General features: G+C 68.9%; 19 protein-coding genes and 2 pseudogenes. 12 read left to right on the forward strand and 9 right to left on the reverse strand.

What is annotated here, in order from left to right:
- Positions 1 to 45 precede the first annotated feature (45 nt).
- Positions 46 to 429: a DUF2283 domain-containing protein gene (locus OHO83_RS00965; protein ID WP_330278448.1), complete on the reverse strand. Its 384-nt coding sequence runs from the start codon at positions 427 to 429 to the stop codon at positions 46 to 48.
- Positions 363 to 1,120: pseudogene (locus OHO83_RS00970) on the reverse strand (transposase family protein); the annotation flags it as partial. The gene OHO83_RS00965 and the pseudogene OHO83_RS00970, both read right to left, overlap by 67 nt.
- Positions 1,121 to 2,808: 1,688 nt before the next feature.
- Between OHO83_RS00970 and OHO83_RS00975 the strand changes: the two are divergent.
- Entirely contained in the window at positions 2,809 to 3,828 is a 1,020-nt protein-coding gene (locus tag OHO83_RS00975) for a DUF4331 family protein (RefSeq protein ID WP_330278449.1), read from the forward strand.
- A 402-nt stretch (positions 3,829 to 4,230) separates the two neighbouring features.
- Here OHO83_RS00975 and OHO83_RS00980 read toward each other — a convergent pair whose 3' ends face one another.
- Positions 4,231 to 6,015 (reverse strand): MOSC and FAD-binding oxidoreductase domain-containing protein, encoded by a 1,785-nt coding sequence (locus OHO83_RS00980; protein WP_330278450.1) that lies wholly within the window; start codon positions 6,013 to 6,015, stop codon positions 4,231 to 4,233.
- 232 nt (positions 6,016 to 6,247) lie between these two features.
- On the opposite strand from OHO83_RS00980, the pseudogene OHO83_RS46840 reads away from it, so the two are divergent.
- Positions 6,248 to 6,448 (forward strand): annotated as a pseudogene (locus tag OHO83_RS46840) (nuclear transport factor 2 family protein); the annotation flags it as partial.
- Positions 6,449 to 6,570: 122 nt separating this feature from the next.
- On the opposite strand, the gene OHO83_RS00985 reads toward OHO83_RS46840, so the two are convergent.
- A complete protein-coding gene (locus tag OHO83_RS00985) occupies positions 6,571 to 7,173 on the reverse strand; it encodes a muconolactone Delta-isomerase family protein (protein ID WP_329431584.1) in 603 nt (200 codons plus the stop codon).
- A 1,075-nt stretch (positions 7,174 to 8,248) separates the two neighbouring features.
- On the opposite strand from OHO83_RS00985, the gene OHO83_RS00990 reads away from it, so the two are divergent.
- The gene (locus tag OHO83_RS00990) at positions 8,249 to 8,938 is read left to right on the forward strand and encodes a type 1 glutamine amidotransferase domain-containing protein (RefSeq protein ID WP_329431585.1); all 690 of its coding nucleotides are present in this window, start codon (positions 8,249 to 8,251) and stop codon (positions 8,936 to 8,938) included.
- 176 nt (positions 8,939 to 9,114) lie between these two features.
- On the opposite strand, the gene OHO83_RS00995 is transcribed toward OHO83_RS00990, so the two are convergent.
- Together OHO83_RS00995 and OHO83_RS01000 are read right to left on the reverse strand one after the other, a co-directional pair.
- Positions 9,115 to 9,918: an ATP-binding SpoIIE family protein phosphatase gene (locus tag OHO83_RS00995; RefSeq protein WP_330278451.1), complete on the reverse strand. Its 804-nt coding sequence runs from the start codon at positions 9,916 to 9,918 to the stop codon at positions 9,115 to 9,117.
- Positions 9,919 to 9,929: 11 nt separating this feature from the next.
- Positions 9,930 to 10,517 carry a PP2C family protein-serine/threonine phosphatase gene (locus OHO83_RS01000; protein WP_330280698.1) on the reverse strand — a complete coding sequence of 196 codons (588 nt, stop codon included), beginning with the start codon at positions 10,515 to 10,517 and terminating at the stop codon, positions 9,930 to 9,932.
- A gap of 455 nt (positions 10,518 to 10,972) precedes the next feature.
- Here OHO83_RS01000 and OHO83_RS01005 point away from each other — a divergent pair, with 455 nt between their 5' ends.
- Complete coding sequence (locus tag OHO83_RS01005) at positions 10,973 to 11,368, forward strand: hypothetical protein (RefSeq protein ID WP_330278452.1); 396 nt, start codon at positions 10,973 to 10,975, stop codon at positions 11,366 to 11,368.
- Positions 11,369 to 11,692: 324 nt separating this feature from the next.
- On the opposite strand, the gene OHO83_RS01010 is transcribed toward OHO83_RS01005, so the two are convergent.
- On the reverse strand, positions 11,693 to 12,652 hold the full coding sequence (locus OHO83_RS01010) for a TauD/TfdA dioxygenase family protein (RefSeq protein ID WP_329431589.1): 960 nt from the start codon (positions 12,650 to 12,652) through the stop codon (positions 11,693 to 11,695).
- Between the two features lie 549 nt (positions 12,653 to 13,201).
- On the opposite strand from OHO83_RS01010, the gene OHO83_RS01015 reads away from it, so the two are divergent.
- The 6 genes from OHO83_RS01015 (at position 13,202) to OHO83_RS01040 (ending at position 20,187) form a co-directional block, all read left to right on the forward strand.
- A complete protein-coding gene (locus OHO83_RS01015; protein ID WP_266679863.1) occupies positions 13,202 to 14,407 on the forward strand; it encodes an ROK family transcriptional regulator in 1,206 nt (401 codons plus the stop codon).
- Positions 14,408 to 14,495: 88 nt separating this feature from the next.
- Complete coding sequence (locus OHO83_RS01020; protein ID WP_382476492.1) at positions 14,496 to 14,579, forward strand: putative leader peptide; 84 nt, start codon at positions 14,496 to 14,498, stop codon at positions 14,577 to 14,579.
- Between the two features lie 323 nt (positions 14,580 to 14,902).
- Positions 14,903 to 16,495, forward strand: coding sequence for an ABC transporter substrate-binding protein (locus tag OHO83_RS01025; RefSeq protein WP_330278453.1), 1,593 nt, complete (start codon positions 14,903 to 14,905; stop codon positions 16,493 to 16,495).
- Position 16,496: 1 nt separating this feature from the next.
- A complete protein-coding gene (locus tag OHO83_RS01030; protein WP_330278454.1) occupies positions 16,497 to 17,441 on the forward strand; it encodes an ABC transporter permease in 945 nt (314 codons plus the stop codon).
- Positions 17,442 to 17,446: 5 nt separating this feature from the next.
- Positions 17,447 to 18,334 carry an ABC transporter permease gene (locus tag OHO83_RS01035; protein ID WP_330278455.1) on the forward strand — a complete coding sequence of 296 codons (888 nt, stop codon included), beginning with the start codon at positions 17,447 to 17,449 and terminating at the stop codon, positions 18,332 to 18,334.
- Positions 18,331 to 20,187 carry an ABC transporter ATP-binding protein gene (locus OHO83_RS01040; RefSeq protein ID WP_330278456.1) on the forward strand — a complete coding sequence of 619 codons (1,857 nt, stop codon included), beginning with the start codon at positions 18,331 to 18,333 and terminating at the stop codon, positions 20,185 to 20,187. The genes OHO83_RS01035 and OHO83_RS01040 overlap by 4 nt, the downstream gene beginning before the upstream one ends.
- Positions 20,188 to 20,215: 28 nt before the next feature.
- On the opposite strand, the gene OHO83_RS01045 is transcribed toward OHO83_RS01040, so the two are convergent.
- Positions 20,216 to 21,409 (reverse strand): RNA-guided endonuclease InsQ/TnpB family protein, encoded by a 1,194-nt coding sequence (locus OHO83_RS01045; protein ID WP_330278457.1) that lies wholly within the window; start codon positions 21,407 to 21,409, stop codon positions 20,216 to 20,218.
- Positions 21,410 to 21,777: 368 nt separating this feature from the next.
- Between OHO83_RS01045 and OHO83_RS01050 the strand changes: the two genes are divergently transcribed.
- Both OHO83_RS01050 and OHO83_RS01055 read left to right on the forward strand, forming a co-directional pair.
- Positions 21,778 to 22,203 carry a hypothetical protein gene (locus OHO83_RS01050; RefSeq protein ID WP_330278458.1) on the forward strand — a complete coding sequence of 142 codons (426 nt, stop codon included), beginning with the start codon at positions 21,778 to 21,780 and terminating at the stop codon, positions 22,201 to 22,203.
- A complete protein-coding gene (locus tag OHO83_RS01055; protein WP_330278459.1) occupies positions 22,200 to 24,515 on the forward strand; it encodes an arylsulfatase in 2,316 nt (771 codons plus the stop codon). The genes OHO83_RS01050 and OHO83_RS01055 overlap by 4 nt, the downstream gene beginning before the upstream one ends.
- A 38-nt stretch (positions 24,516 to 24,553) precedes the next feature.
- Here the strand turns inward: OHO83_RS01055 and OHO83_RS01060 are convergent, their stop codons facing one another.
- A complete protein-coding gene (locus OHO83_RS01060) occupies positions 24,554 to 25,834 on the reverse strand; it encodes an ATP-binding protein (protein ID WP_266680302.1) in 1,281 nt (426 codons plus the stop codon).
- Positions 25,835 to 26,055: the final 221 nt, after the last annotated feature.

A 26,055-nucleotide genomic window follows, 5' to 3' on the forward strand; every position in this document is an offset into this window, starting at 1 on the left:
CTGTAAGGCGCACCGCGGTCGTCGCGAGCGCGGTGATCGGCTGTTTCATGCACCTTCGGTATCCAGTCGCTCCGTGGACTGGAGCAGGTACTCGGGCAGTTTTGAACTGGCAGCCAACACCTCGATGCCGATGAGGCGGCCCTGCTCGTCAAAGTCGAGGTTGATCATGCCGTCGACGTCCACTGGATCGCAGGGATACATGCGCGCCGACTTCACGCGGGCCTGCGGTTCGGTGAGGTATATGTACGCTGCGTCCACGGTCCTGTCGTAGGTGACTCTGACGTCTGCCACGGTGAGCGGGCTCCCTTGCTGTCGTTGATGGCGGCGCTGTCCTTGTCCTGCCTCCGGCCGTAGCGACCTCGGGCTGCCGTGGCGAGGTGCAAGACCAGCACGGCCTTGACGATGTCGGTGATACGGGCGGTGCTGCACCGGAGTTTGCGCCGGAGCTGCCAACTCTTCAGGGTGGCGTTGGCCTGCTCTCCGACGGCTCGGATCTTGGCGTTTGAGGAGTTCACCGCCCGCTTCCCGGCTGGGAGCGTGCTCCAGCGGCCCCGGTAAGGCACCCGGATCGTCCCCCGAGTTCCCTGATATCCCTTGTCTGCCCACGTCCGGATGCCGGCTTGGGTGAGTGCTTCGATGATGCCGTGGGTGCGTGCGGCCTTGATGTCATGGACGGCACCCGGCAGGGCAGGTGAGACCCAGAGCAGGCGTCCGAACGCATCGGCGATGACCTGGACGTTCATGCCGTAACGCTTGTGCTTGCCAGAGTAGTAGGGGCGGTCGGCGGCAATGCGGTCGACGTGCAGCAGGGTGCCGTCCAGGATCACGAACGCCTTGTTGGCGGCGACGGTCATGGCCTGCTTAAGGGTGGGGGCGAGGGCGGCCAGGACCTCAACCGCCTCGGCGATGTATCGGTAGACGGTGGCCAGCCCGATCCCGAAGCCAGCCGCGAGCTGGGCGCACGTCCGCAGCGCACGTGGGCCAGCGCGAGCAGGGCCTGTCGGTCAGCAGTCAGTCGGCGCCAGCGCGTGCCGCGCTCACGGCACCGAGCTGTCAGCAGTTCGGACAGGTAGCGCAGAGTCGAGCCGGACAGATCGATCCCCGATGGGTAGACAAGCACGTGAAGCTCCGGGCGGACAGGCTGATCTTGGTCGACAACCCATCTACAGGAACTTCGCCTTTCCCTCAACGCCGCCCTGGGCCAACCGCCTTGCTGCGCAGCCAGGTTGGAAAGGCCTCAGTATTCGCCCACGACCTCGCGCGGACGGGATCGTCAGGGCCGAGAACGCTACGTGCGACCCGCCCCGCGACCGGCCCCATGGACAGCTCGGGCCGCCCGGTCCGCGTCTTCGACAGCAACGCCCTCCCGGTCCGCGCTACCCATACCGCGCCGACGGCAGTTCCGTCGCGAAGCCGGCTGCCCGTCCTGGCAACACACGTCCGCGTCCGCCACGTGGTGATCGCGTCAGACCTCCGACCAATCACGTGATCATTCCTTGCTGGACGGAATCCAGCTGCGCGGAAGGAACAGTCCCAAAAGGGCGCCTGTGGCCGCGCCTATGAGCACCAGGAGAAGGTCCGACAAATTGAACCCCAGCCCCGACTCTGCGAGCCTTGCCGTCCCGGTGACGATGACGCCCGAAAGGCCGTACAGAACGGCAACTCGTCGCCTGAAGTGCCAGTTTCGTGCACCGTCTTTCACGGTTGTACTCCCCTGATTGTGACGGGTTGCTGTCGGCGGTCGCCGAGGGCTGGGGTTTCAGTGAGGCTGGCCGTTCCTTCTACCAGGCCTGGCTTCAGGCCCACAAGCAGTTGGCTGGAGCCTGTTGACCGCTGACGTTCGCCGCTTGCACGGTGCGGTGGGGGTTGGTGGCAGCCAGTGGTGTCAGGAGTCGGGCTGTCCTTGGCGTTGGCCCGCCGAGGATCCGCAGCGCCCCACCGAGCACGACGAAAATCATGGCCACGCCATCGAGGCCCCCGGCCCACCGTCGGCTCCGGATCTTGCCGGAGATCTCCCGGTGAGGCGCTGCGAACATCAGGGGCAGCCTGGGCAAGCTCCGCTACACCGTCGAGCAGGACTTCACCTTAGTCCACCAGTTCAAGCGACTCGCCGTGCGCTGGGAGGGCCGGGTCGAACTCCACAGGACCTTGCCTGCGTTGGGCTGCAGCCTCATTGACTGGATACGGCTCAGGAAGGCCCGCACCAGATCAGAACGGCAGCGGCTCGGCGCTGAGTGATGTTCTGTATCCCGGAGACCAGCGCCCTGGCACGGTCTCGCAGATCGTGTCCAGATCAGTGCGGGTTTGGCCCCGGATGTGCAGCCAACTGTGGACTCCCGAGCCGTCTTGACGCGGCACCTTGCCCCGGGGCGGAGAGTCAACGTACGGGAAGTCTTGCGGCCCGATTCACATCGGACAGTCGGGCAGTTGGTCTCGCCGGACGTGTTCGGGGATCACACGTAGCAGGTCCATCGGCAGCTCGCAGGCGTTCTACAGCCGTCCTCCACCGCCGGTGAGCGCCTCGCTCAGCTGCAGGGCAACACGATCCGCCGCTGCATCATTTGGCGAGAGCGCCACGCCTGATGCGGCACCAGCCTGCCGCTGGCTGCAGTGCGTCGGGCAACCGTTGCTCCGGTCGGTGACCCATTCGAGCGTTGTTTGAAGGCAGCGCTTCCTCCGTCAAGGGTCGGACTGCTGTGGCGGGCTAGCGTCGCTCTACCGCCGGGCACAGGTAAACCTCACGAGCCGCGGATCGGCCGTTCCGTGTTCTGGCGGTATTCCAGCGAGCAAACAGAGGAAGGGCCAGACATGTCCAACCACTTCACCGGCCTCAGCCTTGGGCCACCACTCGGCGACCAGCGCCTCGATCTGTGCGACCTGTACGCCTTCGGGGCACCCGGCGATCCGAGCAGGACCGTTCTCATCCTCAACGCCAATCCCAACGCAGATGCCATGCACCCCGACGCCGTATACCGCCTGAACATCGACAACGACGGCGATTACCTGACCGACAGCGCCATCAGCTGGGTCTTCAACCCCCCGGCATCCGACGGCTCGCAGACCTACAGCGTCTACATGGCAACCGGTGCGGAGTCCCGCAAGCCGGAGGCGGTCGGCACCAAGATCGTGTCGGACGCCGCCGTCTCCTTCGGCACCCAGGCCAACGTGGTCAGCAGCGGCGACTACAAGGTGGCCGCAGGCAGCCGCAGTGACGCCTTCTTCTTCGACTTCGACGGAATCAAGAGTCTTTTCGACACCAGCGGCAAGCGGAACTTCACCGCGCCGCATCTGGGCGGCAAGTCCCCATGGACCGGCGTCGACTCCAACAGCACGGCCAATGTCTTCTCCATGGCCATCGAACTGCCGACGGCGGAGCTGGCCCCCCAGTCCGAGCTGCACATCTGGGGCCGGTGCAGCGTCCTGCGCGACGGTGAGCTCGTCCACGCGGACCGGGCCGGACACCCGTCAATGAGCAGCTTCTTCAACACCGACGACACGAAGGAGGAGTACAACGCCAGCGAGCCGGTCAACGACCGCGCCAGGTGGACGGACCAGTTCGTCCACCTGCTGGGCCACACCGGCGGCTACTCGCGTGAGGAGGCGATCACCGCGCTCGACGAGCACGGCCTGCTGCCGGACGTGCTGCACTTCGACCCGTCCAAGCCTGCCGCGTACCCGAATGGCCGGACTTTCACGGAAGACGTCATCGACATCCGCGTCGCGTTCCTCACCAAGAACGAGGCGCCGCCCACCGGTCTGACGCCGCACGCCGACACCCTGGACCGGTTTCCATACCTCGGCGACCCGCACCCGGCAACGGCCTCCTGACGGCCCGGCAGGAAACTCCCCATCCTCCGTTCTCACTCCTTCTGCGTCCCGAGAGATGAAATGGGTGTCGCCGGGACGCTCAAGGGGCAGGGCCGGCTGTGGTGGCCCCGATTCGATGCCTTTCGCTGGGGCCGCGCGGTAAGAGCCTTCACAGAATGCCTCGTCAGGTCTCTCACATCCGCTGTTCGGTGTCGCGTTGCGCCCTCAATTGCTCCAGCAGCCGCAGTCAGACTTCGCTGGGGGCAGGTAGCTGGGAACCACAGGCCACTACGCGACCCACGATGGCGGTGGTGGCCGAAAGGACGAGATCTGCAGTGCCTGTCCTGCGAAGGTCACTCCGACAAGGAGATCCTGAGCCCGGTCGATCACCAGCGTGCGCAACTTCGGTGGCAATAGGTGAAGTCACAGGTCGAGGATCAGATCCGTGGGTGGCTGTGAGCAGCAGATGAGGGCGTTGCCCTCGGCCGGTAGGTCGATAGGGTCGGGAAGGTAGTCGACATGGCCGGAGACGACTGCGGTCTCGCAGGTGTGACAGACACCGGTGCGGCACGACCACTGAACGGGGACGTCGCATGCTTCGGCGAGTTCCAGAAGTGTGCCGTAGCCGGGGTCCCAGGGGACGGTCAGGCCGCTGCGGGCGAAGGAGACGGAGGGGCCGGTGCCTGGTCCGGGTGGATGAGCGGGCAGATGCGGGGGCGGCGTATCGGTCGGGACCACTCCGGGCGTGATCGCGGTCACGGATCCGAAGGTCTCTGTGTGGATCCGTGCAGGGTCCAGGCCGCAGTCCACGAGTGCTTTTGTCATGTCGTCCATGAACGCCACCGGACCGCAGATGTAGGCGTTCGCGTCCGGTGGGAAGTCAAGGTCCTCGAGCACCTGAGCGGTGAGCCGGCCGGTGGAGGTGTAGTCGTCGCCGAGACGGTCGTCGTCGCGCGGGCGGCTGTAGGAGACATGCCGTCGGCCGGACGGAAGGCGGGACAGCAGAGCGCGTGCTTCGTGGGCGAAAGGATGCTCCGTGCCGTCCCGGGCTCCGTGGACCCACCACACCGGGCGCGGGTCGCGGCTGTCGGCCAGTGCATGGAGCATGGCGAGCACCGGGGTGGCTCCGACGCCGGCGGAGACCAGCACGATGGCTGCCTCGTCCTCGGCAAGGGTGAATGTGCCTCGCGGGGCAGCCACATCCAGGACGTCGTCGACCGCGACGTGTTGATCCAGGTAGGTGCTGGCCACGCCGTGGGGTTCCTGTTTGACGCTGATCCGGTATTGCGCGTCTCCGGGGCGCGCGGACAGGGAGTAGCTGCGGATGACGGGCGTGCCGTGCGGATCGGGGCGCATTCGGACGGTGATGAACTGGCCGGGCAGCGCGGCGGGGAGCGGGCTGCCGTCGGTGGCAGCGAGGGTGAGGGAGAAGATGCTCCTGCTCTCCGGGGCGATGTGCTTGACCACCAGGGGTCGGAAGCCAGGCCAGGCCGGCGGCGGGCTGGTCGCGGCGGACGTCAGGCCTGTGTTGCCTCCCGTACTGCCTGTTGACGAGCCCTTCTGGTCGTAGTCGTCCAGAAGCGACTGCATGGACGTCTTCCAGCCGGGGCTGAGCGCGGGAATGCGGAGCGCCCGTTCGACCTGGGAGCGCGAGCGCCCAGGTTTGTAGAGGACGGCGTCGATCTCGGCGACGGTCATGGCTTCCGGCCCGGCGGAGACTTTGACGATCTCGTCTCCGGCTCGGACGAATCCTTCGGTCAGCACTTTGAAGTAGAAGCCTGGGCGTCCATGAGCGACCAGCAGGGCGGGCATCTGCGGTTCGTCCATGCGAAGGCCTACGCGGTAGCACGTCACCCGAGGCTGCGTTACTTCGAACAGCGCATCGCCGATGCGGTAGTGGTCGCCGATGCACACTTCGTCGTCGGGCAGGCCGTCCACAGTGAAGTTCTCACCGAACTGGCCATGAGTGAGATCGCCGCGGTGCAGGTGCTTCTGCCAGTGCCGGTAGGAGTCCACCTGGTACACCAGCACTGCCCGGTACGGACCGCCGTGACCGGCAAGGTCGCCTTGGCCGTCTCCGTCGATGTTCAGCTTCCTGACCATCCGCGGGCCCGTGACCGGCCGCTTCCACACCCCCGTATGCGTCACTCGGCCCTTCCAGGGAACATCCCGCGGCATCCCGACATTCACGGCGATGAGCGTGGCCATCGGTGCATCTCCCTGGTCGAGCGGACCACCCCCGCCAAGGCCACGCTAATACGCCGAGTTTCGATGGCAAGTGCAGGGCACATGAGCTCGGAGCTGCCCGGGCCAAGGTTGTGGGGCGTGGGGCTGTGGGCGCGGCCTTCCCACCTGCGTGCGACGGCGAGCCGTACGGGCTCAGGAGTGACACGCGCTCCCCCATCATCCTGGAAGGTCTGTCCAGGAAGGGTTTTCGATGATGGCAACACGTGAGGTTGTGGAGAAGTTCGTCGGTCTGCTGGCCGCCGGAGACCCAGATGCGGTCGTCAAGGTGTTCGCGGACGACATCGACTGGTACGTTCCCGGCTCGCCGTCCCTGCCCTGGACAGGGCAGCATTCCAAGGCCAGTGACGTGGCCGACTACCTCCGGACCCTCGCGGCGAACATCGACGGGCTGGACGCCTCGCAATCGAGATCAGCTTGGGCGGCGTCGGTTGCGGGCAATCGCTGTGGGCGCCTTACCCGGCAACATGCCAACCCGGTGGCAATCCGCCTCCAAGCGCCGCCCGGACAAGGCAGCCGTCAGCTCCTGACCGGCCCCGGGTCACTGGGATGCTCACTCAGCGGCGTCGTCTCCATGGAGAGCCATGGTGCCAGGGGGAGTGAGTCCAGCACGGTCTGCATCTCGGCGGCGTCCCGGGCGCGCCAGAGGCCGAGCGCGTGGCCCTCGCCGGGCGTCCTCCACAGCCGCATCAGGTGTCCTTGTCCGGCGAGTGCCTTCGCGCTGACCGCTTCCGCTGCACTGGCGTCCCTCAGTGCCTGGGAGGTGGTGTCCTGGAGAGCGGCGGGAGCGAAGGCCACCAGGAACTCCTTGGCGGCGCCCGACGCGCCGTAGGCCGGCCCCGGGTCGTTCGGGTGCGGCGTCAGGGGAGTGACCTCGTCACTCCGCCACACACGCAACGGCATCGAGGACAGGACATCCTCCAGGCGCGCCGCATCTGGTGCGGCGAACAGTCCGAGCGTTCGCCACTCCCCCGGTTGCAGAGGCGGGCGCCACAGCCTCAGAAGCTGCCCCCGTTCGGCAAGCTTGAAGGAATTCGCGGCCTCACGGGTGCGGATGTCGTCGACTTCCGCCTGCGAGGTTCCTTCCGGGACATGGGTGGTCATGGTGACGAGGTATTCCACGGCAGATGCTCCTGTGAGCCGGGGGTGCTGCGGTGCGAGTCGGACGACGCCTGGTACGGACAGCGGCGCGGTCACCGGCGTCCCAGGCAGCGTGGAGAGCGGGGTGGGGCAGGTCCCCGGTCGAAGGCCGTCCCAAGGTGTCATGCTTGGCCCGTGCCGCCTCGGCGTCGGAGACAACCCGATGCGATCCCAGCCACTCCAACGACGCGTATCGGCTGTCGGCCCAGTCGGCACACGCAGCTGGAAGCACAAGGGCCTCGAGTTTCGTGTCCATGTTGACCGTTTCCGCTGTCATGCGCCCGTTTCGGCACACGGAACCGCCACCTGCATCCACCGTCCCGCGGCTGACCGTCGATCGCATCCGTGGGAAGCCCTGGTCGTCGTTCCTGACGAGCGGGCGGCGCGCGACAGACGATTCGATTCCCCGCCCGTTGGGGCCAGTGGTCCCTTCGGGAGGCTTTGATGATGGCCTGCCGTTCTGACCGGTTGTCTGCCGCGGACCGCCTAGTCGGGAGCGCCTTACGTTTCCTCCAGGTCAGAGTGACGCTGCAATGGCGAAGCAGTATCGTGTTAAGGGTCTCTTTGACTCGCTGTCCTCTGTTGGCGGGCAGCCTCCTCGGTCCTGGTCGCCAACGCGCAAGCCGTTGTCCACCCGCCCCATGTCGGTCCTTCCACAACAAGCCGCGGCCGGTGCGCAAACGACTCTCACCAGGCGTTTCCGAGGCGCACGCTCCGTGCCGGAGCGCGGACCTGTGGTGGCCCGGGGAAGTGCACAACTGGCCAGAGCGAGCAGGCGGGAGCAGGCCGGAAAGACTCGATGTCGGTTCGAGTGACGCAGACCGGTGAGAGTGCACCGGCCCTAACCTGTCGTCGACCACACTGACGCTCTCGCCACCATGTCGTACGTCCTGCCCAACCGTGTGGCGGCAACCGAGATCTGGCTCCGGCTCTTCTGGAAACCTCCGCCCGAAGCGGCGTACGGGCGACGGAAGTTGAGAAGGCCCCAGACACGGCGGGGTGCGTCACTGACCTTCCTTGCCCACCGCATCAGATGCAGACAAGGAGGCGGCACCCGATGGCGAAGCTACTTTTCGTGATGACCGGAACGCCGTACTGGACGCTCAAAGACGGCACCAGGCATGCGACGGGTTACTGGGCCGAGGAGTTCGCGGCCCCGTACAAGGCGCTCACCGAGGCCGGCCACCAGGTCGTGGTCGCCACCCCCAACGGAGTTGTCCCGACAGTGGACATGATGAGCCTGCGCCCCGAGATGGCGGGCGGCGCACGGACCGCTCTCGATCTGGAGGAGATCATCCGCTCCGCAGAGGTGATGCGGCGGCCGATCCACTTGGCGGACGCCCGTCTGGAGGACTACGACGCCGTCTACTTGCCGGGCGGTCACGGCCCCATGGAAGACCTGTGCGTCGACGCGGACGCAGGCCGGTTGCTGACCGAGGCGCTCGCCTCCGGCAAGCCTCTCGCCATCGTCTGCCACGCACCGGCCGCGATGCTGGCCACCAGGATTCATGGTGTGTCGCCTTTCGCCGGCTATCGGGTCACCGCGTTCACCAATGAGGAAGAGAACGCGGTCGGGTTGGGCCCCAAGGCCCGCTGGCTGCTGGAGGACGAACTCGTCGACCTGGGCGTCGACTTCACCAAGGGCGAGATGTGGAAGCCCTACACGGTGGTCGACCGAACCCTCTTCACAGGTCAAAACCCCGCCTCAGCAGCCGTCTTGGCAGAACGACTGCTCAAGGTGCTCTGACGCAGAGGACCACGTGCATGGATGGTGGTCCGGACTCACCGTGGTCCGGTCCGGGTGCACCTGGATCAACTTGCCCCGGGGTGCCGGGGCATCTCGGACTCCTGTGAGCGCCATCGCTGGTAAGGAGAGCGGGACGGGGGCGCACGTCTCCACGTGAGTGGACGTTCCGCAGGCGGTCAGGGGGCACCGCGCGAGGCATTGTCGGTCGCCGGTGCCTGGTCCGGGAGGATCTGTTCGGTCCACACGGTCTTGCCGCCCGTGTCGGAGGTGTAGCGGACGCCCCAGTTCTCGCTGAGTTGCGCGGAGATGAACAGGCCACGGCCACCCTCGTCGACCGTGCGGGCGTGACGCATGTGTGGTGCGGAGGGGCTGTTGTCGTGGACTTCGCATGTCAGGGTGCGGTCTTTGATCAGGCGCAGTTGCACGGGTGGAGCGCCGTGGCGGATCGCGTTGGTCACCAACTCGCTGACGATCAATTCAGTGGTGAACGCGGTCTCGTCGTCGACTCCCCACGTGTCGAGCCGGCGTCGCGTGCGCGCCCGAGCCTGTCCTACGGTTTCGGGCCTGTTGTCGAAGTCCCAGGCGGCGACCTGATCGGCGGGGAAGTCGCCGGTACGGGCAAGAAGGAGGACTGCATCGCCGGTGGGGGCATCGCTGTCCAACCGTTTGACGATGTCGTCGCAGATGTCCTGCAGGGGCCGCTCGCCGGGGACCAACAGCCGTCGGAAGCAGTCCAGGTCGGTTGGCCCGTTGGACGAAAGGGCGGACACCAGCGAGGTGGTGTACAGGGCGAGGACGCTCCCCTGCGCGAGCGAGAGGGTTGTCTTGGCGAACGGCGCCCCATCTGCGCTGCCCAGTGGCGGCCCGTTGGGGAGGTCAAGGATCTCCGTAGTGCCGTCGGGGTGGACGAGGACAGGTGGGGAATGGCCGGCCCGGGCGAGGCGGCAGGTTCTGTCGAGTGGGTCGTAGATCGCGTACACGCATGTGGCGGTCAGCGGCTGTCGGCGTAGCGGGTCGTCGGCGGCAGCGCGGCCCGCTCGCGAGCCAGGGATGTCGCGGTGTCATTGAGGCGCGCCAAGAGCTTGTCGGGCTCCAGGTCGAGAGCGGCCAGGGTTTGCACGGCCGTGCGTACTTGACCCATGGTGGCTGCGGCGTGGATGCCCTGTCCGGCGACTTCGCCGATCACCAGCGCGATGCGACCGCCGGGCAGGTGCAAGGCGTCGAAGCAGCTGCCTGCTCCCCGGGCGCCAGGCACGAGCAGATGGGCGGTTTGGACGCCTGTTTGTGAAGGCCTGCATGGAGCGAGCACATGCCGCTGCATGGTTGCGGCGATGGTGTATTCACGGGCGAACCGACGGGCATGGTCGAGGCACACGGCGGTGTGAGCCGCCAATTCCATCGCGAGACCGACTTCCTCCTCCTCGAAGGCGTCGCCCCGCTTCGTCCGATACAGGCTCAGCAACCCGAGCACCGTGCCTCGCAGGGTCAGAGGAACGGCAAGCAGCGCACGGACACCCGATCCCCGGATCGCTCGGGCGCGTGCGGGGTCGGCCGCCGGCCACGGTGTCTCGTCGTCCAGGGCGACGACGCGGGGCTTGAGAGGTCAGCGCCTGCGTGTACGGGGTCGGGTACGGCAGGCTGCGCACATCGCCGATCGGGTGGGCTTGAACCTGCTGTTCACCGCCGCTGTGACGGAAAGCGGCACGACGGAGCGGAACGTCTCGGCCGAGAGGCCCCGGCGGCGGATCTGGCCGTGCACGACAGCCTCCACGACTTCCACCACCGCCACGTCGGCGAAGGCAATGCTGGGGCGGCGGCACGTCGCATCAGGAAATCTGGCCCCGAAAGTTGATCGGCATATGCTCTTGGCAACGACCAGGTGAAACAACTGACACGGGCCCCACCCCGATGTACGGTCAACTCATGGACGGTGAAACCTGGTTGGCCTCCTGCCACCCTCAACCAGGGGAGGCGTACGCACAGTGGGAGAAGCCTCCGCACCTTGCCCGCTTACCGGCTGGACGTGGGTTTGACGTGCTACGCCTGCACCAGAGGCTCGGCCTGACCGTGCTGTGGGAGCTGGGCGAGCACGCTGACACGGTCCCCGTCCTCGAGGAACACGCGCTCCCCCGCCCCTGGGTCTACATCCTCGCTCAAGCCAAAACCGCCGACAGCTGGCCACTCCATCCGGACGCAGTCATGCTCACCCACGGCGAAGAACTGCGGGTGCCCTCACCTCGCGCCGACGGCATCACCGGCGTCCAGCAGCACACCTTCCTGTGGCGGACCGCCCCCACCGGCAGCGGCGACCTCGCCGACGCCGAACAACTGCGCACAGCCTTCGCCCGGGCCCTGGACCCCGACCGCCAGGCCGCCCGGATCCGCGCCGCTCGCGCCGTCTTCTTCCACGGCCGCCACCGCCACCCCTGAACGGTCGGGGGGTCAGTGCGGAAAGGCGAGTGCCCGGGCGATGACCGCCCGTTGGCATTGTCCGCCTGAGGCCTCGCACGACAGACGCGCGGGGGGCGTCAGCAGGGCCGAACGGGCGGGCGCCCAGACCGGGTTGGGGGTCATGGCCTGCTCGAGCAGGGTGCCTTCAAGGAGGATCCGGTCGAACTCCTGCGTCACCCCCGCCCCGGTTACCGTGCACACCCGCCGTGTCCCAGCGCTGCTGGTCGGTGAAGAGCGCGATCACTTGCGGGGGCGTCCCGGCGGGTGACGCGACGCCACCAGCCGGGACCGGGATGGACCCGCTTATGCGGCGGTCGTCTTCGCGGGTTCGGCAGTCGAGGCGCCTGAGGCGATACCGAAGGACGGGTCGGGGACCGCCTCCGGGCTGATCAGGGTGGAGGAGCGGCCGTCGACACCGACCGGGACGTCGCCGTCGATGGTGACGCGGCGCAGCTTGCGCTCGTGGGTGTCGGAGTCGTCGACGCCGTAGTGCTGGGTGGCGCGGTTGTCCCAGATGGCGACGTCGCCCACCTGCCAGTCCCAGCGGACGGTGTTCTCCGGGCGCTCGATGTGGGACTGGAAGAGATCGACGAGGGCCCGGGAGTCCCGGCCGGTCAGGCCGCTGATCCGCTGGACGAAGTTCCCCAGCAGCAGGACGCGTTCACCCGTCTCGGGGTGCACGCGGACGACCGGGTGCTCGGTGAGGAACTTCGTCGAGGTGAAGACCTTCTTGTAGTGGGCGAGCGCCTCCGGCACGGCGTTGGGACGCAGGGCGGCATAGTCGTAGTCGTTGGAGTGGACGGCCCGCAGGTTGTCCGCCAGGGTGCGCAATTGCTCGGGCAGTTCGGCGTACGCGGCAGCGGTGTTGGACCAGAGGGTGTTGCCGCCGTACGGCGGGATCACGACGGCACGGAGGATGGAGAAGGCCGGGTAGGCGGGGACGAACGTGACGTCGGTGTGCCACTGGTTGGCCCGGCCGCCGTGGTCCGAGTCGATGCCGAGTGAGTACCGGCCGTCGGCCGACGGGACGGTGGGGTGGGCGACCGGGGTGCCGAGCAGGCGGCCGAAGGCTTCGTGGCTGTCCTCGTCCAGGTGGTCCTGGCCGCGGAAGAAGACGACCTTGTTGGCGAGCAGCGCTGCCCGGACCGCCGCGAGGGTCTCGGGGGCAAGGTCGCCGCCGAGCCGGACTCCGGAGATGACCGCGCCGATGCGGCCCCCGAGCTTCTGGACGGTCACGGCGGGGGCGGTGGTGGTGGCGGACATGGGAATTCCTTTCGGTGGACGCGCTCGTCGCCCCTCGTCAGTGCAGAGGTTCGGCCGATGGCGCGTTGATTAATCTTGGAGAGGAAGTAATTCAGGCGTGAGACGGCCGCAGGCGGACACGGAGCGGTGTCCGGGAGCGGAGGTGCGAGTGGAGCGGGGCCGAGCGGAACTCGGTGGGCGAACTGCCGGTCAGGCGGCGGTACAGAGGCCCGGACATGCGGGCGTCATGGCGGGGCGGCCGGCGCGGGCGGGCCGCGCATCGGGAACTGCCGTCGCGAACATGCCCCGGAGACTTCCAGCGCCCCGAGGCGTACGTCAAGCGCCCGCCGGCGTCCCGCGGGGTGCTGGGCAGTGGTTCAATCGGCCTCTGTGCACGCCCCGCATCGTTCCGGCGTGGTGCCGAAATACCTTGGCTGACCTGGCATTTCGTCTGTGGTGTTGAACAGGTCGGGGACCTGGTCGGCACGCCGGGCGCCAGGCCCCGCGCGATTTCATGCCGCCGTAACGTTTGCGACCGCCCCGGCCTCGCCGGACCGAAGGAAGGCTCCCATGACAGCCGCTCCCCACCTCTCCCGCGCGACCGGTGACGGAAGGCGCGAGACCAACGCCGCCATGGTGCTGCGGACCGTGCTCGACCACGGCCCCGTCGCCCGCCGGGCGATCGCCGAGCGCTCCGGGCTCAGTCCGGCCGCCGTCTCGCGGCAGTGCACCGACCTCGTACGCCTGGGCCTGGTGCGGGAGTTGCCGGAACTCGTGGCGAGCAAGGGTGTCGGCAGGCCACAGATTCCGGTCGACCTGCACACCGGGGAGGGCGGCGGCCCGCTGGTGGGCGGGGTCCACATCGGGGTGCCCGGCTCGACGTTCGGCCTGCTGGACCTGCGCGGCCGGCTGCTGGACCGGCGGAGCCTTCCGCACGACGGCATCGCCCCCGCCGACCTGCCGGTCCGTATCGTGCAGGGGCTGCGCGCGTTCCTCGGCGAGGCCGTGCGAGGCCGGCGCCTGCTGGGTGTGGGCGCGGCCCTCGGCGGCTGGGTGGACCCGGCCGCGGGGACGGTCGTGCGGCACGAGAGGCTCGGCTGGGCGCAGCGGCCGCTGGCCGCCGAAATCTCCCGTGGCCTGGGCGGACTCGACGTGCGGGTCGACAACCACGCTCGCGCCGTCGCCCAGTCCGAGATCCTCTTCGGACGGCCCGCCGCCCGGCGCAGCCTGGTCCACCTCTTCATCGGCAACGTGGTCGATGCGGCGCTGGGCATCGCCGGGGTGGTCCACCAGGGGCCGGGCTCCGGTGCCGGGGACGTGGCGCATCTGCCCGTGCCGGACTCCACGGCGGTCTGCAGTTGTGGACGGTCCGGCTGCCTGGAGGCGACGGCCTCCAACACCGCCGTGGCGCACACCGCCGTGCGGCGTGGGATCGTGCCCGAGCCCGACGTGTTCCTGGTGGTGGACGCGGCGGCGGCCGGGGACCGACGTGCCGACCGGCTGCTGCGTGAGCGGGCCCGGGCGGTCGGCCGGGCGACCGCCCTGCTGCTGGACGTCCTCAACCCGGATCTGGTCGTGGTCACCGAGCACTCCAGCCTGGTCAACCCGGAGTACCTGGAGGAGATCCGGGGTGCGGCGGTGGACCACTCGCATGTCTGCGGGGATCCCGAACGCATCGTCAGTCCGCATGCCGGGACGACGGTGCTTCCTGTCGCGGCGGGCACCGTACTGCTGAACCCGCTGTTCAGGAGCCCGTTGGCGACGTCTCTGCGCTAGCCGTGCGTGAGGGACGGAGGGCGGTTTCGTCCCAGGATCCGGACACGACAGGTTGACCGTCCGGCGAAGCCGCTGTCATATTGCTCCCGTGAACCCGGACTTGCGCCTTATTTCCCGCAGGCACGTCGACCTCTGTCGACTGGCCAGCGCGGTCTGTGCCGTCCGCAGCTGAGCCGGATCGTCTCTTTCGCGGTCCCGCCCCGGTGCTTCTGGCCTTGCGCTGACACCCCACCGGTGGCGTGTAACTTCCGGACGGCGCCCAGGCCCCAAGACCTCACGCCACGTCATGGCCTGACGGCCTGACCTCCCCCTTTCCCGCAGTCGGCCCTTCGGGCCTTCCGTGCCGGCTTCGTACGTCCGCAGAGCGGTCACGGGCGGCACCTCCTGCGAGCTGCGCGACGCTGTCGATCAATTCCTTCCGCAGCGGCACTAATGCGTGAACGCGCCCCGCCGTACCTCACCTTCACCCTTCCTCACCGTCACAGGCAGGCTTCGATGACCGAGCTGTACCCACTCACGCCCCCTGGACCGTCCCGACGCTCCACCCTGCGCGCCGCGGGCGGCGGCACCCTGCTCCTCGGACTGGGCCTGGCGGGCTGCCGATCGGCGGTGTCCGACTCCTCGTCCGCCCCGCAGGGCGCGAGCGCCGCCTCCCAGCGCGGCGGCGTGCTCAATGTCGCCGTCAACGCCGACTTCACTCCCGCCCTGCTGTTCGCCCAGAGCGGGCAGTCGCTCCAGCACCGGCTGATCTACAACACCCTGACCCGCTACGACGACCGGCTCAGGCCGAAGCCGGAACTCGCCGCCTCCTGGACGTACGCCAAGGACGGACGCAGCATCACGCTGCGGCTGCGTGACGACGTCACCTTCCACAACGGCCGCAAGTTCAGCGCGGACGATGTGATCTTCGCCGTGAAGAACCTTCAGAACCCGGTACGCGCCGCTCAGTTGCGGAGCACGGCCGCCACAGTCACCGGCTTCGAGAAGCGCGGCGACCACGAGCTGGTGCTCAAGCTGGCGCATCCGGTGAACAACCTCTTCGACCTGTTCGAGTTCATGATCATCACCGACTCGGAGACGGTCGAGGACGCCGTCACCGGGAAGAAGCTCATTGGAACCGGCCCCTTCAAGCTCAAGAAGTGGAGCCCCGGCTCCGGACTGAGCCTCACCAGGAACGACCGCTACTGGCAGGCCGGCCGCCCCTACCTCGACGGGGTTGAGCTGCGGGTGATAGCCCAGGCCGACGCGCTGATCTCGTCCCTGCGCTCCGGCCAGTCCCAGCTCTCCTTCGACGTCCCCGGCAAGAGCCTCGGCGTCGTCAAGAACGACCCCCGGCTGGCCATCACGAACTACGACACGGGCGCCGGCGCCGTCTACCTCGGCGTCAACACCACCGTCGCCCCGCTGAACGACCGGACCGTCCGCCAGGCCCTCGCCTGGGCCGTCGACCGTGACCGGCTGCTCGACCAGACCCTCGGCGGCTACGGTCTCGCCTCGGCCGCCCCCTGGCCCAAGTCCTCTCCCGCCTTCACCGAGGCCAACCGCACCCACTACACCCACAACCCCGGAAAGGCCCGGCAGCTGCTGAAGTCCGCGGGGCACACCAAGCTCGAACTCCCCCTGCTCCACCTCGCACTGCCCGGTGACACGGCGATCGCCGAATCCATTCAGTACGACCTCAAGCAGGTCGGTGTCCACGTCACGCTCCAGCCCACCGACGGGGCCACCGCGCAGAAGAAGCTGATTTCGCAGGGCATGCCGGCACTGTGGACCATGGGACACGGATTCGCGCAGGTCCAGCCCTCCACCCTGGCAGTGAGCGCCTACCCGTTCAACGAGGCGAAGAACACGTCCAAGTACCGCTCCGCCGAGTACACCAAGGTCGTGCAGGAGGCCTGGACCGAGCCGGAGACGGACACGGCGGCGGCCAACGCACTGCACGAGAAGATCTCCTCCATCCTCCTCGACGAGGCCTTCCTCATCGACCTCGTCGTCCGTGGACGGGTCCAGGTCACCGCCGACCGGGTGCACGGCGTCACGCTCAACAAGTTCTCCTACCTCAATCTCGACCACGCCTACTTGGTGTGACATGCGCAGCTACCTGCTCCGGCGGCTGCCGTCCGCGCTCCTGGTCCTGATCGCCGCCTCATTCCTGATCTTCGCCATCCTGCGTCTGGTCCCCGGTGACCCGGCCACCGCCCTCGCCGGACCTGACGCGGACACGGCGACCGTCGCCGCGATCCGGGACCGGCTCGGCCTCGACGCACCCTTTCTCTCCCAATACGCCCACTGGATCGGCTCCTTGGTGACAGGCGACCTCGGCCCGTCGTACGCGATCGGCGGCCGGACCGCCGATCTGATCGGTGACGGGCTCGGCGCCACCACCGAACTCACCGTGGCGGCCCTCCTGTTCGTGATTGTGCTCGGAACGGCCTTCGGTGTGCTCGGGACCACCTCCCGCAGCCGCTGGATCAGAGCGGCAGTGCGGGTGACCACGACCGCCGCTTTGGCCCTGCCACCCTTCGTCAGCGGTGTCCTGCTCGTCCTGCTCTTCTCCGTGATCCTCGGGATGCTGCCGCCGGGCGGCCGGGTCGCCTTCCTGACCGCCCCGGATCTCGCCGCGCAGTACCTGGTGCTGCCGGCGCTCTGCCTGGCTCTGCCCAGCGCGGCCGTCCTCGGCCGCTACCTCAAGGACGGCATCGAGCGCGGGCTCGCGGAGGACTACATCCGCACCGCCACCGCCGCCGGAGTCGCACCGCGCAGGCTGCTGTGGCGCCACACCCTGCCCAACGCCCTCCCGCCCGTCGTGACCCTGCTCGGCATGCAGGTCGGGAACCTGCTCGGCGGCGCCGTGCTCGTCGAGGCGATCTTCGCCTGGCCGGGCCTCGGCCAGCTCGCCGAACAGGGCCTCCAACGCCGGGACTACCCGGTCGTCCAGGACCTCCTGCTGCTCCTGGTCGCCGTCTTCGTCCTCGTCCAGCTGCTCACCGACCTCGTGTACGCGTGGCTCGACCCCCGGATCAGGTGGGAGTAACCCTGATGACCTCGACGACCGACCTGCTCACGGCCGCCCCGCCCCCGGCCGCCCGCAAGACGCGCGGAGCCACCCGCAGCCGCCACCCCTACCGCAGCGCGCTGTCCACCGCTCGCGCCCGCACGGGACTCGTACTCGCCGGCGCGGTGATCCTCGCCGGGCTGCTCGCGCCACTCCTCGCCCGACACGGGCCCACCGACCAGAGCGGCCTAAGCCTCGCCGCCCTCGGCACCCCGGGGCACCCGCTGGGCACCGACGACCTCGGCCGGGACCTACTCAGCCGAGTCTTGTACGGCATCCGGGCCGACCTCGGCATCATCGCGATCGCCGTCCCCGCCGGCGCCGCGCTCGGCTGCCTGTTCGCGCTCGTCGCCGCTGCCCACCCGGTGGCCGACACCGCCGTCCAACGGGTCTTCGACCTCCTCCTCGCCTTCCCCGGCCTGATCCTGGCGCTCGCCGTCACCGCGATCCTCGGCCCCGGCCGGTTCCCCGTCATCCTCGTCATCGCCCTGGCCGAGGTCCCCGTGTTCGGCCGGCTGCTGCGCGGTGGCGTCCTCGTCCAGCGCGAGCGTGAGTACGTCACCGCCGCCCGGGTCGGCGGCAGTTCGGCCCGCCGCGTGCTGGTCCGGCACATCCTGCCCAACGCGGCCGACCCGCTCGTCGTGCAGATCGCGGTCTCGCTGACCGTCGCCGTCTTCATCGAGGGCGCGATGAGCTTCCTCGGCGTCGGCGTCCGGCCACCGGAACCCACCCTGGGAGCGGTGCTGAGCCAGTCCATGCCCTACCTCACCCAGGCGCCCCACTTCGCAGCGGGCCCCCTGATCACCGTGACCGCGCTCGTCCTCGGACTCTCGCTCATCGCCGAGGCGCTCAACCGGGAGATACGCCGATGACCGCCCAGGAGCTGCTGGAGGTCCGCGACCTCGGCATCGAGTTCACAGCCCCCGACGGATCGGTCCTGCCCGCCGTGCGCGACCTCTCCTTCATCCTGCGCCGGGGGGAGACCTTGGCCGTCGTCGGCGAGTCCGGCTCCGGCAAGTCCACCACCGCACTGGCACTCATGCGGATGCTGCCGGGCACCGGCCGCATCACCAGCGGCACCGTCCGCCTGGAGGGCCGGGACCTGGCCGCCGCCGGCGACGAAGAACTGCGCACGGTACGCGGCGCCCGCATCGGCATGATCTTCCAGGACCCGATGACCGCCCTCAACCCCGTGCTCACGGCCGGACGCCACATCGACGAGGTGCTCCGCGCCCACGGCAACCGCGACAAGGCCGCACGCCGCGCCCGTACCGTCGAACTCCTGGACCGGGTCGGCATCCCGGACCCGCATCGGCGCGCCGACGACCACCCGCACCAGTTCTCCGGCGGCCAGCGCCAGCGCATCCTGATCGCCATGGCTCTCGCCGGCGAGCCCGACATCCTGCTCGCGGACGAACCGACGACCGCGCTGGACGCCACCGTCCAGGACCAGATCCTCACCCTGCTCGCCGACCTCAACCGCGAGACCGGGACGGCCCTGGTCCTCATCACGCACAACATGGGCGTCGTCGCCCGCTCCTGCGAACGCGTCCTGGTCATGTACGGCGGCACCGTCGTCGAGGACGGCCCCACCGCCGAAGTGCTCACCCGCCCCCGCCATCCCTACACCGCCGGACTCCTCGCCGCCGTCCCCCGCCTCTCCACCCCGTCCGGCACCCGCCTCACCGGCATCCCCGGCAGCCCGCCCGACCTCACGCTGCTCGGTGATGGCTGCGCCTTCGCCGACCGCTGCGCACTCGTCGAGGACCGCTGCCGCACCACCACACCTCCGCTCACGGACGTGGCGGCCCAAGTACGTGTGGCCTGCCTGCCCGCCGTCGGACGCACCGAGCCCCTGCCCGCCCCTCCCCCGCCCACCCGCATCGACCGCCCCGCACCCGGACCGGTCGTCCTGGAGGCCGACGGGCTGTCCAAGACGTACAGGGGACGCGGCTCCCGGCGCCGTGGCCCCGCCGCGCTCGACGGGGTGTCGCTCACCCTCGCGCAGGGCGAGACCCTGGGCATCGTCGGCGAGTCCGGCTCCGGGAAGTCCACCCTCGCCCGGGTGCTGGCGCACGCCCACACCTCGGACGGCGGCACCCTCCGGCTGCGCGGAGAGGACGTCACCCGGCCCTCGCGGCGAGCAATGCACGCCGTACGGCGGCAGGTCCAGATGGTGTTCCAGGACCCGTACGCCTCGCTCAACCCCCGCATGACGGTGGGCGAGATCGTCGCCGAACCCCTGATCGCGTTCGGCCTCGGCGACCGCAACACACGCGAGGCGCGCGTCGCGGAACTCCTGGAGCGGGCGGGCCTGGACCCCGCCGTCGCGGGCCGCCATCCGCGTTCCTTCTCCGGCGGTCAGCGCCAGCGCATCGGCATCGCCCGCGCGCTCGCCCCCGAACCCTCCGTCCTCATATGCGACGAACCCGTCTCGGCTCTCGACGTGTCCGTCCAGGCGCAGATCGTCGGCCTGCTCACCGACCTCCAGCGCGACCTGGGCCTCGCTCTGGTCTTCATCGCCCACGACCTCGCGGTCGTCCGCCAGGTCAGCCACCGCATCGCGGTGATGCACCAGGGCCGGATCGTGGAGACCGGCAGCGCCGACGAGGTCTGCGAGCACCCCCGCGACCCATACACCCGCGCCCTGCTGTCCGCGGTGCCCGAACCCGTCCCCCCGGCGGCCCTGGGCGTACGTGGTGAGAAGACGGGAGCACTGGCTTGACGCTCCCCTCCCTGAAGGGAGGGGATTCTTACGGCTCGCGCCGTGAGACTTCCTGTTTCATCGCCGACTGCCCGCCCGGAGAACTCCGTTGAGGTCTTACACCAGCTCCACAGGCTGCAACCGCCCGCCCGGCGGCCAGAAGGTTCTTCGCTGCGTTCACGTCCCGGTCATGCCTCGTGCCGCACCCACACGTCCACGTGCGGACGCCGAGCGGCATCTTGTCAGCCAAGGTGCCGCAGGTGGAGCACAGTTTCGAGGAGGGGAACCACCGGTCGACCGCGATCACGTCGCGGCCGTACCAGGCGGCCTTGTACTCCAGCATGCTCCGGAACTGAGACCACGCGGCATCGCTGATGGCGCGGGCCAGTTTCCGGTTCCTGACCATGTTGCGCACGGTCAGGTCCTCGATCACGAGCGTTTGGTTCTCACGCACGAGCCGAGTGGTGATCTTGTGCAGGGCATCGCGGCGGCGGTCCGCGATCCGGGCGTGGATCTTGGCGACTTTACGCCGGGCCCTGGCCCGGTTCGCGGAGTCCTTGGTCTTCTTCGCCAGCCTGCGCTGAGCTTTCGCAAGTGCGACCCGGTCGCGGCGCTCGTGCCTCGGGTTGGTGATCTTCTCGCCCGTCGAGAAGGTCAGGAGGTGGTCGAGACCGGCATCGATACCGAGGGCGGCATCAGTGGTGGGCAGGTGCTGGATGCTGGGGTCGTCGCACAACAGGGAGACGAACCAGCGTCCGGCCGCGTCCTGCGACACGGTCACCGTGGAGGGGCTCGCACCGTCCGGCAGCGGTCTCGACCACACGATGCGCAGGGACTCGCTCATCTTCGCGAGTTTCAACTCACCGTTGCTAAATCGGAACGCCGAGGTGGTGTACTCGGCGGACTTCCGCGACTTCTTCCGGCTCTTGAAGCGCGGGTATTTGGCCCCCTTGCCAAAGAAGTGGGTAAACGCTCCTTGCAGGTGCCGCAGCGCCTGCTGGAGCGGGACCGACGACACCTCGTTCAGATACGCCAGCTCCTCGGTCTTCTTCCACGCCGTCAACATCGCAGAACTCTGGTTGTAGTTGATCCGCTCCTGCCGCGCCCACGCTTCAGTCCGAGCGGCAAGCGCCATGTTGTAGACCTTCCGCACGCATCCGAACGTGCGCGACAGCTCTGCCGCCTGCGCATCCGTCGGATAGAAGCGGTACTTGAATGCCCGCTTCACCTGGCTCCTGGTCACGCTCACAAACTAGCGTCGCCGCATGTGACGTTCAAACCCGCGGGTCAGAGCGCCGCGATCCGCCCTGACGGTGAATCCCAGCCCGCTGCCCTGCCCCGCAGGAGTCCGATTCCTCTCCGCCCTGAAGGGCGGAGTATCCACGGAGGTATCCGATGAAATCCTGCTGCAGGCCGGGCCACCTCGGTACGGGCGTACGCCCTCTGCCGACGGTACGACCGTACGGCCCCGCCGCCCGCCGTCACCCAGCGGGCGAGGGCCGAACTGCCCGGCGGGGTTTGCCGGATGGACGACGCCTTCGACGAGGGCTACCCCACCACCCGGGAGGGCCCGGTACGCGAGGAGACCGTGATCCCCTTCGCGAACTGCGCATGACCCGGCTGCTGGTCGAGAGCCTGGCCGCGAGCGACGCACCCGCCGACCAGTACCAACGGCTCGGCCTTCCGCGCAACCCGGACGAGGTGGGCCAGGCCCATCCGCTGGTCGCCACCCAGCACGACCGCGCCGAGGCCGCCCGCGAACAAGCGGCCCGCTCCGCCGAGTTCGGCGAGGGCGCGCCCAACCTCCGTACGCCGCTGGCACAACAGCTCGCAGAGCCGACAACCGCCAAGGAGATCCGCCGCATCGTCCCCGGCCTCCTGGACACCGAGCTGCTCACCGTCCGGGGCGCGGTCACCCTCCTTCAGATCGCGGCGTTCGCCGACCACCCGGGACGTACGCAGCTCACCGCACCGTCCGACGAACGGGCCCACCTCTTCCCCCTCCTGCCGACGAACGACGGAGCTACCAGCCGATGACCACCAGCACCCGCCGCGACCCCTACGACGGTTTCCCCGGACGGATCGGCCGCACCTTCGCCGAGTCCGAACCAGCCTGGCCCACGGCCAGGACACCTGGACAGAAGGCACCGAACATCGTCGTCGTCCTCGTCGATGACATGGGCTACAGCGACATAGGCCCGTTCGGCTCCGAGATCGCCACCCCCGCCCTCGACGCCCTGGCCCAGGACGGCGTCCGCCTGAGCAACTACCACACCATGCCGCTGTGCTCCCCGGCCCGCGCCGCCCTCCTCACCGGCCTCAATCCGCACCGCGTCGGCTACGCCATGGTCGCCAACTCCGACCCCGGGTTCCCCGGCTACGGCATGGAGATCGCCGCCGACATCCCCACCCTCGCCGAACTCCTCCACGACTCCGGCTACGCCACCTACGCCGTCGGCAAATGGCACCTGGTCCGCGACTCGGCGTCCAACGCCGCCGACGATCGGGAAAACTGGCCGCTGCGCAAGGGATTCGACCAGTACTACGGCGCCCTGGAAGGCCTCACCAGCCTCTTCCACCCGCACCAGCTCGTCCGCGACAACAGCCCGCTGGACATCGACGAGTTCCCCGATGACTACTACTACACCGACGACATCACCGACCAGGCCATCTCCATGGTGAAGTCGCTGCGCGCCCACGACCCGGACAAGCCGTTCTTCCTCTACCTGGCGCACAACGCCGTCCACGGCCCCCTTCAGGCCAAGGACGAGGACATCGCCCGCCACCGGGGACGCTACGACGAGGGCTGGGACGTCCTGCGTGAGCGCCGCTTCGCCGCCCAGCTCACCGCCGGGCTCTTCCCGCCCGGCACCGAACTCCCCGAGCGCAACAGCGAGGCCGGGCAGGACGTACCCGCCTGGGACAGCCTCACCGAGGAACAGCAGCGGCTGTACGCCCGCTACATGGAGGTGTACGCGGCGCTCGTCGACAACATCGACCAGAACCTCGGCCGGCTCACCGAGACCCTCGACGCCCTCGGGGAACTCGACAACACCATCCTGGTCTTCACCTCCGACAACGGAGGCACCGGCGAGGGCGGCGCCGAGGGCACCCGCTCCTACTTCAGCCGCTTCGTCCACCACCCCGCCCTGCCCGGCGACTGGACCCCGGACGTCGACCGCGACCCCGCGCTCATCGGAGGCCCCCGCAGCCTGGTGCACTACCCGCGCGGCTGGGGCATGGCCTCCAACACCCCCTTCCGCCTCTACAAGGGACACACCTACGCGGGCGGGGTACGCGTTCCGTTCGTGCTGTCCTGGCCGAAGGGCGCCCGCGAGGGACAGGTCTCCCCCGGTCTGCGCACCCAGTACCAGTACGTCACCGACATCGCCCCCACCCTGCTGGAACTGGCCGGTCTCCAGCGGCCCGCCCAGCGGCGCGGCGTCACACTCCAGGAGCCGGACGGCGTCAGCCTCGCCCCGGTGCTCGCCGACCCGGAGCACACCTCCACCCACCCCGAGCAGTACTGCGAGATGACCGGCAACCGCAGCTACTACCGGGACGGCCACAAACTCGTCACCCTCCACCGGCCCGGCACGCCCTACGACGACTCCGAGTGGGCGCTGTACGACATCAGGGCCGACCCGACCGAGATCCACGACCTGTCCGCCGAACACCCCGGCCTGGTCAAGGAGTTGTCAGCGGCCTGGGAGAAGGCGGCTTGGCGCAACGGCGTCTTCCCGCTCCCCGACGGCAGCGGGGCACTCGCCCGGCGCAACCCGGCCGAGCGGCGGCTGTCCCGCCCGCTGACCCTGCTGCCCGGCACCCCGGAACTGGAGCGCTACCGCTCCTCACGGCTGGTGGCCCTGCGTTCCTTCGAGATCGCCGTCGCGATCGACGAGACCGGCGAGGGAGTGCTCGTCTCCCACGGCGACCAGGGCGGCGGCTACAGCCTGTACGTCGAGGACGGGCGCCTCCGCCTCGCCTACAACGAGTACGGCGTGCTCCATGAGAGCGACGCCGGGCCACTGGCTCCCGGCGAGCACCTCGTGGTGCTCGCGGCCACCGCCGAACAAGGACTGCGCTGGAGCTTCACGGTCAGCGTCGACGGCGAGCCGCGGGCCAACCCGCGAAGCGTCCACCAGCTCATCGGAATGGCCCCCTTCCAAGGCATCAGCGTCGGCATCGACCGTAAGTCACCCGTCTCCTGGCCCCTGTTCGAGCGCCACCGCTCCTTCCCCTTCCAGGGCCGACTGCGCTCGGTGACCTACCGCCCAGGGGATCCGGGACCCGACTCCCCCGAGACGGTCGCCGCGGCACTCAAGGAGGCGGCGGCAGCGTTCGAGTGAGACCCCAGCGGCCGTGACGCCGGCCGCCGCGGCGTCAGTCACATACGCACGTACTCCGCGGTGTCCTCAGCGAAGTCGTTCAGTGCCTGGTCGGTGAGAGTGGGACGGGTCTCAGCTATGGCCTGCAGGTAGTCCTCTGTGCCGATGGGGATGCCTTTCCCCTGGGCGACTTCGCGTTCGAATGCGGTCTGGGCACCCTTGCGAGCGGCGAACTCGATATCGGCCGGCGTGAACATTTCGCTTGCCTCCACCAAACGGTGCAGGTCGACGTGGGCGGCTGCCGGCCCGAGGTAGCGTCGCCAGACCGCCGCACGGGCCTTTGGATCCGGCGGGCCGACGGGGATGACGTAGTCGAAACGGCCAGGCCGAAGGAACGCAGGGTCGAGGGAGCGGACGGAGTTCGTGGCGCAGATCAGGAGGCGGTCGTCGTGGTCGCGGAAGCCAGGGATCAGCTTGAGCAGTTCGTTGGTGACTCCATGACTGGGGTCGACCGCCGTACCGGACCGGACCGAGGCGATCTCCTCGACCTCGTCGATGAAGAGCACTACCGTCTCCAGCTCGGTCAGCTCGGTGAACGCCTCCCGCAGCGAGGTCGCCAGTCCTCCCTCCTGGAACGATGCGAGCCGCGAGGGGAAGAGTTCCACGAAGGGCCACTGCAGACGCGAGGCGACTGCTCGGGCGAAGCTGGTCTTGCCCGTGCCTGGCGGCCCGAAGAGGATGACCGCCTTCGGCGGACTGACCCCGTACTGCTCGGCCAGCACAGGCTGGGCCAGTGGCAGCACGATACGTCGCTCGATGGCTTCCTTCTCCCGTTCCATTCCCGCGAGGCTGCCCCACAGACCCCCGGGAAGCATCCGTCCCCCGAGTTCCGCGAGGAGGCCGGCATCGCTCGCGCCGAGGTGCTCGACCTTCTGGTAAAAGACGAGCCCGGACCGGGGGCGGTAACCGGCCTTCTCCAAGGCTGCGGTTCCCGTCGCCCCCTGTGCGAGGAGCGCGCCGATCCTGCGGACACCTTGTGATCTAAGGCGCCGCTCAAGCTCGGCGATCAAGGAGCTCCCGATGCCGCGGTTACGCCACGTCGAGGCCAGGGCCACCACGGTGATCCAGCCCCGCTCGCCGTAGGTCTGGGCCACGGCGACGCCCACCAGCTCGTCGCCGACCACCGCCACCACAGCTGGTCCACCGGCCCTGGCTGTGGTCACAACCTCCGACACGGGGAAAACGGCAGGTGCCTCGTCCGCCTGCTGGTTCTGGTCCCAGATCTGAATGGCGCGGTCCAGGTCGTCATCGTGGAAGTCCCGCAATCGCCACGTCGGCATCGACACCACCTCCGCTAAGGGGCCACCGCCGCTCTGCAGAACAGACGGCGTGGTGCTCCTGGCAACGGATCCTTGACTCATTCTCCGCGCGCGTGCCGCCCACGCGCGCGTCGAACGATCGGGCATGGGGAGACCGACGACCGATGGACCGTCCAGTGCGATCCCCGCCGAAGCAGCGCGGGCTCAGCCAAGTGCACGAGGCTGGCCAAGACGGCGCCGCG

This window comes from Streptomyces sp. NBC_00569 (genome assembly GCF_036345255.1).
Lineage (GTDB): Bacteria > Actinomycetota > Actinomycetes > Streptomycetales > Streptomycetaceae > Streptomyces.

Coding starts and splice junctions, on each gene's coding strand:
- OHO83_RS00975 (WP_330278449.1), top strand. CDS start 2,809: ATGTCCAACCACTTCACCGGCCTCAGCCTTGGGCCACCACTCGGCGAC.
- OHO83_RS01060 (WP_266680302.1), bottom strand. CDS start 25,834: ATGCCGACGTGGCGATTGCGGGACTTCCACGATGACGACCTGGACCGC.
- OHO83_RS01015 (WP_266679863.1), top strand. CDS start 13,202: ATGACAGCCGCTCCCCACCTCTCCCGCGCGACCGGTGACGGAAGGCGC.
- OHO83_RS01050 (WP_330278458.1), top strand. CDS start 21,778: ATGACCCGGCTGCTGGTCGAGAGCCTGGCCGCGAGCGACGCACCCGCC.
- OHO83_RS01010 (WP_329431589.1), bottom strand. CDS start 12,652: ATGTCCGCCACCACCACCGCCCCCGCCGTGACCGTCCAGAAGCTCGGG.
- OHO83_RS01055 (WP_330278459.1), top strand. CDS start 22,200: ATGACCACCAGCACCCGCCGCGACCCCTACGACGGTTTCCCCGGACGG.
- OHO83_RS01040 (WP_330278456.1), top strand. CDS start 18,331: ATGACCGCCCAGGAGCTGCTGGAGGTCCGCGACCTCGGCATCGAGTTC.
- OHO83_RS01030 (WP_330278454.1), top strand. CDS start 16,497: ATGCGCAGCTACCTGCTCCGGCGGCTGCCGTCCGCGCTCCTGGTCCTG.
- OHO83_RS00990 (WP_329431585.1), top strand. CDS start 8,249: ATGGCGAAGCTACTTTTCGTGATGACCGGAACGCCGTACTGGACGCTC.
- OHO83_RS01025 (WP_330278453.1), top strand. CDS start 14,903: ATGACCGAGCTGTACCCACTCACGCCCCCTGGACCGTCCCGACGCTCC.
- OHO83_RS01035 (WP_330278455.1), top strand. CDS start 17,447: ATGACCTCGACGACCGACCTGCTCACGGCCGCCCCGCCCCCGGCCGCC.
- OHO83_RS00980 (WP_330278450.1), bottom strand. CDS start 6,015: ATGGCCACGCTCATCGCCGTGAATGTCGGGATGCCGCGGGATGTTCCC.